Here is a 6270-nt window from a genome sequence, read left to right on the forward strand (position 1 = left end):
TTCAGCCTTTGAGTCCGGTTTGGGCGACGCCTTGGACCAGATACCGCTGCAGGAACAAGAACACGAACACCAGCGGCAGGATCGCGACCGCCGCGGCGGTGAACAACTGCGGCAGATTGATCGACTGCGAGGTCAGAAACGTCGACAACGCCACCTGCACCGTCCACGAGTCAGGCGACCGCCCGATCACCAACGGCCACAGGAACGCATTCCACGAGGTCACGAACGTGATCACCGCCATCGCGGCCATGAACCCCTTCGAGTTCGGCATCACGATCCGCCAGAACGCACCCCAGTAGCCCAACCCGTCCACCCGGGCGGCCTCCTCCAGCTCTCTGGGGAAGCTCAGGAAGTACTGCCGGCACAAAAAGGCCACGAACCCGTTGAACAACGGCGGGATGATCAACCCCCGCAGATCCGAGACCCACCCCAGGCTGGAGACCAGCACGAAACTGGGCACGAACGTGATCGCGCTGGGCACCATCAACGTCGCCAGAATCGCATAGAAGATCTTGTTCGCATGCCGGTGGGAGATCCGGGCCAGCCCGTACCCGGCGGTCGAACACAGAAACAGCGTCCCGACCGTGGTCAGCACCCCCACCACCGCCGAGTTCCACAGACTCCGCCCCATCGGCACCTTCGGATCGTTGAACAACTCGGCCACGTTCGACCACGCCGGCGAGGAGGGAAACCACATCCACCCCGGCGCGGTGATCTCCTCGGTCGTGGCCAGGGCATTGCGCACGATCAGATAGAACGGCACCAGAAACACCGCCGCCAGCAGCGACAGGCCGACCAGGTTGGCCGCCCGGGAGGCGGCCGAGCCGGCCCCGGGCCGGTAGCCCACCGGCCGCCGCCGGCCCTTCACACCAGCCGCCACCATCGCCCTCACCGTCCTTCCGGTTTGCCGAAGCCCAGGACCTTGCCCTGGAACAGCGTCACCAACGCGATCAACAACGCCAGGATCAACGCCCCGGCCGAACCCCGACCCAGATCCTGCACCGTCCCCAACGAGGTATGGAACAAATACACCAACGGCGTCCGCCCATAGGGCACGTTCCCCGAGTTCGGCAGCAGGTTCCAGAACTCATCGAAGGCCTGATAGGCCTGGATCAGCACCAGCATCAGCACCGCCACCGACGTCGCCCGCAGCCCCGGCAGCGTGATATGCCAGAACGTCTGCCGCCCCGGCTTCGCCCCGTCCACATACGCCGCCTCATACAAATGCTCGGGGATCTGCTGCAGCGCGGCGATGAACAGAATCATGTAGAACCCGCACTGGATCCACAACCGCAGCGTCGCGATCACCAGCCAGAACCACGGCGGATCATTCCCGTTCAACCACGCGATCGGCCCGACCCCGAACCAGCCCAGCACCGTGTTCACCAGCCCGTAATGCACCCCGGTGAAGATCGACATCTTCCACACCAGCGAGGCCAGCACATACGAACAGGCGAACGGCAGAAAGAACACCGACCGGAAGAACGCCCGCGCCACCCGAACCCGGTTGACCGCCAACGCCAACCCCAGCGAAGCGGCGAACGTGACCGGCACGATGATCGCCGCGAACAGGGTGAACGTCCACAGACTCCGCAGGAAGTTCGCATCGGTCAACATCGAGGCGAAATTGGCGAACCCCACGAAGTCCTCGGCCGCCGGCGTCACGGTGTTGCGCGCATCGAAAAACGACAAAAACGCCGACCAGGCCACCGGCACATAGGTGAACATCACCAACCCGGCCAGGAACGGCCCCACGAAATACCAGAACGCCGCGCCCCGGCTCCCCAGACGCCGGCCGACCCGGGCACGCCACGACACCCCCGACCGGCCCGCCCCGGCCCCGGTATCAGCACCAGGGCCGGAGCCGGAGCCGGGGCCGGGGCCGGGGGTGCCGGTCTCGGTTTCGGTTTCGGTTTCGGTCACCGCCGGCCCCGCTACCCGAAGATCCCGTCGAGCTCGTCGTTGACCGTCGCCACCGCCGCGGCCAACTCCTCCTCCGGATCGGCCCCCTCGATGACGATGTTGCTCATCATGTCGTTGACCGCCGTGTTCATCGCCGGCGTCCAATCCGGATCCTCGGCCCACCCGAACTCATCGGCGATCGCCACCGCCTCCGCCGCCGGCCCCGAGGTCAACTCATCGGCCTGGGCCCGCAGCGACAACCGCGAGGGGATATGGAACCCGTACGACAGGCACCAATCCAGAATGAACTCCTCATGATCGACCCACAACCACTTGGTGAAGGCCTTGGCCGCCTCCACATTCGGGCCGTTCGCGTTCACAAACGCCGACCAGCCCCCGTTGAACACCGTCGGCGCCCCCCCGGCGAAGCCCGGACACGGGAAGATCCCGATATCATCGCCCAACCCCTCCAACAGCGCCGGCATCGTCCACAGGCCCGTCCACGACATCGCCGTCAACCCCTGCAGCATCGACGACGGATCCCACCACGCGGTCGGCGCCCCCAGCAGCAGCGCCCCCGACTCCGACAACCGACGCACCGACCCCGCCCCCTCGGCCATCCGCGCATCATCGAACCCCGCCTGCCGGTCGGCGCCGATGAACGACAACCCCAGACTGTGGATCATGTGCTGACCCAACCGGTCGGCCCCGCTGGCCTCACCGAAATCGATGCCCTTGACCTCACCGGAATCCAACTCCACGGCCATATCGACCAACTCATCGAACGTCTCCGGCGGCCCGGCGATCCCGGCCGCCTCGAACATGCTCGGCCGATACACGATGTACTGCGGATCATCGATCATCCGAATCCCGTACACCGTCCCATCCAGCGTATTCCGCGCCAGATCCGACTCCGGAATGTCATCGATAACATCCGCGACCAGGTCATCCAACGGCTCCAACTGCCCGGCCTCGACCATCCCCCGATTGAGATGACTCTCAAAACAGTCCGGCGCCTCGTCCTCGGCCAGCAGCCCCGACGACAACGCCGCATCGTAATCACCCGGGATCCACTCCACCCCCACCCGCGCATCCGGATACGCCGCCGCATAATCCAACGCCGCCTGCTGCGTCCCGGCCTCCCCGTACTCGTGATACCACTGCGACAACACCGGACCGTCACCATCGGCCTCCCCACGCCCGGTATTACCACCACACGCCGACAACACACCCGCACCAGCGGACAACCCGCCCAACGCGAACACACCCCGACGACCCAACACCGGCCCCGAAAACGAACCACCGAAACCCTTGCCCTTGCCTGAAGCGACCATGTCAAACTCCTTGATCTTCCGAGAGGTCGGAAGCGATCCGGCCGGGCCGTGACGCTCGATCCGATGGTCACGGCCGCTGATCGTCTTCCGTCGATCCAGCTTCAGTTTTCCTGAAAGCCGTGCCCTTTGTCAATGGGTTGAATTAACCGATGCCGAAGAATCCCGCCGCCCGCCCGGTTGTCGGCGGTCACGGCCGCGAACGCGAGCCGACTGTGTTGATCAGATTCAGATGCCCCTCGAGCGCGAGCGCCGCCGCTCCCAGGATCACCATGTTGCGGCTCTGCTCGTCGAGCTTGACCCGGAGCGCCTTGAGCGCCGCGTTCAGCACCCGTTCGGGCAGGTGCCGCTCCAACTCCGGCAGCAGGGCCTCGCCGAGGACCCCCGTGACCCAGCCGGTGAGGACCACCAGCTCCGGGTTGACGATGTTGACCAGGTTCGCCACCCCCACCGCCAGGTCGCGGGCGATCGCCTCGACGGTCCGCACCGCCGAGTCCTCCCCCGCCTTCCAGGCTTGCGCCAGGGTCTCCATCGCCTTCTCCTGCGCCTGCTCCTCGACCGGCCTGCCGGCCAGCTCGCCCCACCGGCGGAGGATGGCCGGGGCGCCGACGTAGGCCTCGATGCAGCCGTTCCGGCCGCAGCGGCACCGCGGCCCGTCGGGATCGACGGTGGCGTGGCCCCACTCCCCGGCCGAGTTGGAGGCGCCCCGGTACAGGTCGCCGCCGAAGGCGAGCCCGACGCCGACGCCGGTGCCCAGCAGCACCACGGCGAGGCGGTCGACGCCGCGTCCGTCGCCGAACCACAGCTCACCGGCCGTCACCGTCTTGAGGGAGTTGTCGAGGTAGACCGGCACGTCCAACTCGAGGCGCTCGGTGAGCAGCCGCTTGAAGGCGACGTCGTGCCAGTTCCAGTTCGGCGCGAACACGGAGATGCCCCCGGCCACGTCGACTTGGCCGGGCAGGCTCACCCCGATGCCGAGGATCGGCCGCCCGCCGAGGTGTTCGCGGACGGCCGCCATGCCGGTGGCGATGTGGTCCAGGAGCTGCTCGGGCATGTCCTCGGACAGGTCCACGTGCTCCTCGATCCGGCACAGCACGGTCAGCGTCAGGTCGTAGGCCTCGAACTTGACGTAGGTCGAGGCCACGTCTATGCCGATGAGCGCGCCGCTGCCCGCGTTGGGCGCCAGCAGTGCCCGCGGCCGCCCGCCGCCGGAACGCTCGAGCCCGACCTCGACGACGACGCCGAGCTCGATCAGATCGGACACCAGGTTCGAGACGGTGGCGACGCTGAGATCGGTCTCCCTGGCGAGGTACTGGCGCGACGTCGGATAGTCCGCTATGAGATGCCGGAGCACCGAGAAGCAGTTCCGGATGCGGATATCGCGCGACGTGGACTTCATGAGAGGAATGGTACGTCTATCCAGCCCCTTTGTAAATGGGTTAAACGAAGAGGCTCCCTCCCGCGGGCGGCGAGCGCCGGGGCACCGAGCTCGACCGAACGGCCCTGTTTCGGGCGCTTCACGCCCTTGGCAGCACGCTCGGTCGGAGCCGGGACGGCCGCATCCGGCAGACCCTCGGCCGGTCCGGCCCACGCTCCCACAGACTCGAACAGATATTCACACATAAGCAACCTTGACTGCACATGTTGCCAATGTCATACTGCGGCGAGGTGTTTACGTTAACAGATCTCTATGTGATCGTGAACATCAGCATTAGTTCCCTCTTCCGTGCAGAGCTGCACGAGATAGGCCAACAATGAGTACCAATCAACACACAGGATCCTCGACTCCCGGTCGGTGGCGGTCGCTCCGTCGCGCCCTGGTCAGCCTGCTGGCCGCCGTGGCGCTCGTGCCGGTCACCGTCCTCGCCGGCGCCTCGCCGGCGGCCGCGAACACCAGCGACTTCCGGGGCTTCAACTGGGCCCGGATGGGCGACAACTTCACCTCGGGTCGGCTGGTGCTGGACGGGATGAGCATCAACGACGGCTACGACACGGTCTACGCCAAAGCCGACGCCGTCTACTCGGACATGGAGAGCCTGGTCGGAGCCAACACCGTCCGACTGCCCATCAACACCCACACGGTCGCCGACGCGTGGTGGAACAACTACCGCGGCGCGATCGACGCCGCGACCGACCGGGGCTTCAAGGTCATCCTCGCCTACTGGGAGGACGGGGCCGCCTCCGGCGGACGGGTGGACGACGTGGACGCGTTCAACTCCATGTGGTCCTCGGTCACCAACACCTACGGCTCCAATGGCCAGGTCTACTTCGAACCGATGAACGAGCCGCACGGCTACAGCTCCGCCGAGTGGCGCGATTTCGCGGCCGGCTGGCTCGACTACCACTACTCGGCACCCGCCGACCGGGTCCTCATCGGCGGCACCGGTTACAGCCAGGACCTGCGGCCGATCTGCGACGACAGCCGCTTCGACGGCACCCTGCTGTCGATGCACTACTACGCGTTCATGTACTCCGAGCGGGACTACTGGGGCCACCGCAACGACTTCGAAGCCCGCCTGGGCAACTGCGGCAACCGCGCGGTCACGACCGAGTACGGCGCGCCGATGGACAACGGCCTGAACTACAACAGCACCGCCGGGACCGACAACTTCGTCAACTCCATCCGCGCGGTCACCGACGAGATGCGCGAGCAGAACATCGGCGGCACCTACTGGCCGGCACTGGGAGGCAAGCCGACCGACGATCAGGGCTACGACTGGTACTCCATGTTCGCCCTCCACGGTTCGGGCACCGACCTCTCGTTGAGCATCCGCAACCAGTCCGGCGCCGACCGGATCCGGTACGGCTGGGGTGACGACACCGGTGGCGGTGGCGGTGGTTCGACCGTGGAGATCCAAAACCGCTACTCCGGCCTCTGCCTCGATGACTACGAGTGGGGGACCGAGGACGGCGCCGAAGTCCGCCAGTGGACCTGCAACGGCAGCGAGGTCCAGCAGTGGGAGCTGGAGGATCTGGGCAACGGCTACCACGCCATCCGCAACGCCTACTCCGGCCTGTGCCTGGACGACTACGAGTG

Annotated in this window: 5 protein-coding genes; 1 reads left to right on the forward strand and 4 read right to left on the reverse strand. The window is 66.4% G+C overall.

What is annotated here, in order from left to right; translation table 11 throughout:
- Position 1 precedes the first annotated feature (1 nt).
- The 4 genes from CUT39_RS19595 to CUT39_RS19610 form a co-directional block, all read right to left on the reverse strand.
- Positions 2-883 (reverse strand): carbohydrate ABC transporter permease, encoded by an 882-nt coding sequence (locus tag CUT39_RS19595; protein ID WP_100444068.1) that lies wholly within the window; start codon positions 881-883, stop codon positions 2-4.
- A 5-nt stretch (positions 884-888) separates the two neighbouring features.
- A complete protein-coding gene (locus CUT39_RS19600) occupies positions 889-1818 on the reverse strand; it encodes a carbohydrate ABC transporter permease (RefSeq protein WP_408611076.1) in 930 nt (309 codons plus the stop codon).
- Between the two features lie 116 nt (positions 1819-1934).
- Positions 1935-3236: an ABC transporter substrate-binding protein gene (locus CUT39_RS19605; protein WP_100449155.1), complete on the reverse strand. Its 1302-nt coding sequence runs from the start codon at positions 3234-3236 to the stop codon at positions 1935-1937.
- Positions 3237-3423: 187 nt separating this feature from the next.
- Complete coding sequence (locus CUT39_RS19610) at positions 3424-4632, reverse strand: ROK family transcriptional regulator (protein WP_100449156.1); 1209 nt, start codon at positions 4630-4632, stop codon at positions 3424-3426.
- Between the two features lie 355 nt (positions 4633-4987).
- Here CUT39_RS19610 and CUT39_RS19615 point away from each other — a divergent pair.
- The coding region (locus CUT39_RS19615; RefSeq protein WP_100449157.1) for a cellulase family glycosylhydrolase at positions 4988-6270 on the forward strand (1283 nt) is incomplete at its 3' end.

The organism is Glycomyces xiaoerkulensis (genome assembly GCF_002798405.1).
GTDB classification, from domain to species: domain Bacteria; phylum Actinomycetota; class Actinomycetes; order Mycobacteriales; family Micromonosporaceae; genus Glycomyces; species Glycomyces xiaoerkulensis.

Excerpts from the sequence above, each read along its gene's own strand:
- CUT39_RS19610 (WP_100449156.1), bottom strand. The coding sequence starts at position 4,632 with ATGAAGTCCACGTCGCGCGATATCCGCATCCGGAACTGCTTCTCGGTG.
- CUT39_RS19595 (WP_100444068.1), bottom strand. The coding sequence starts at position 883 with ATGGTGGCGGCTGGTGTGAAGGGCCGGCGGCGGCCGGTGGGCTACCGG.
- CUT39_RS19605 (WP_100449155.1), bottom strand. The coding sequence starts at position 3,236 with ATGGTCGCTTCAGGCAAGGGCAAGGGTTTCGGTGGTTCGTTTTCGGGG.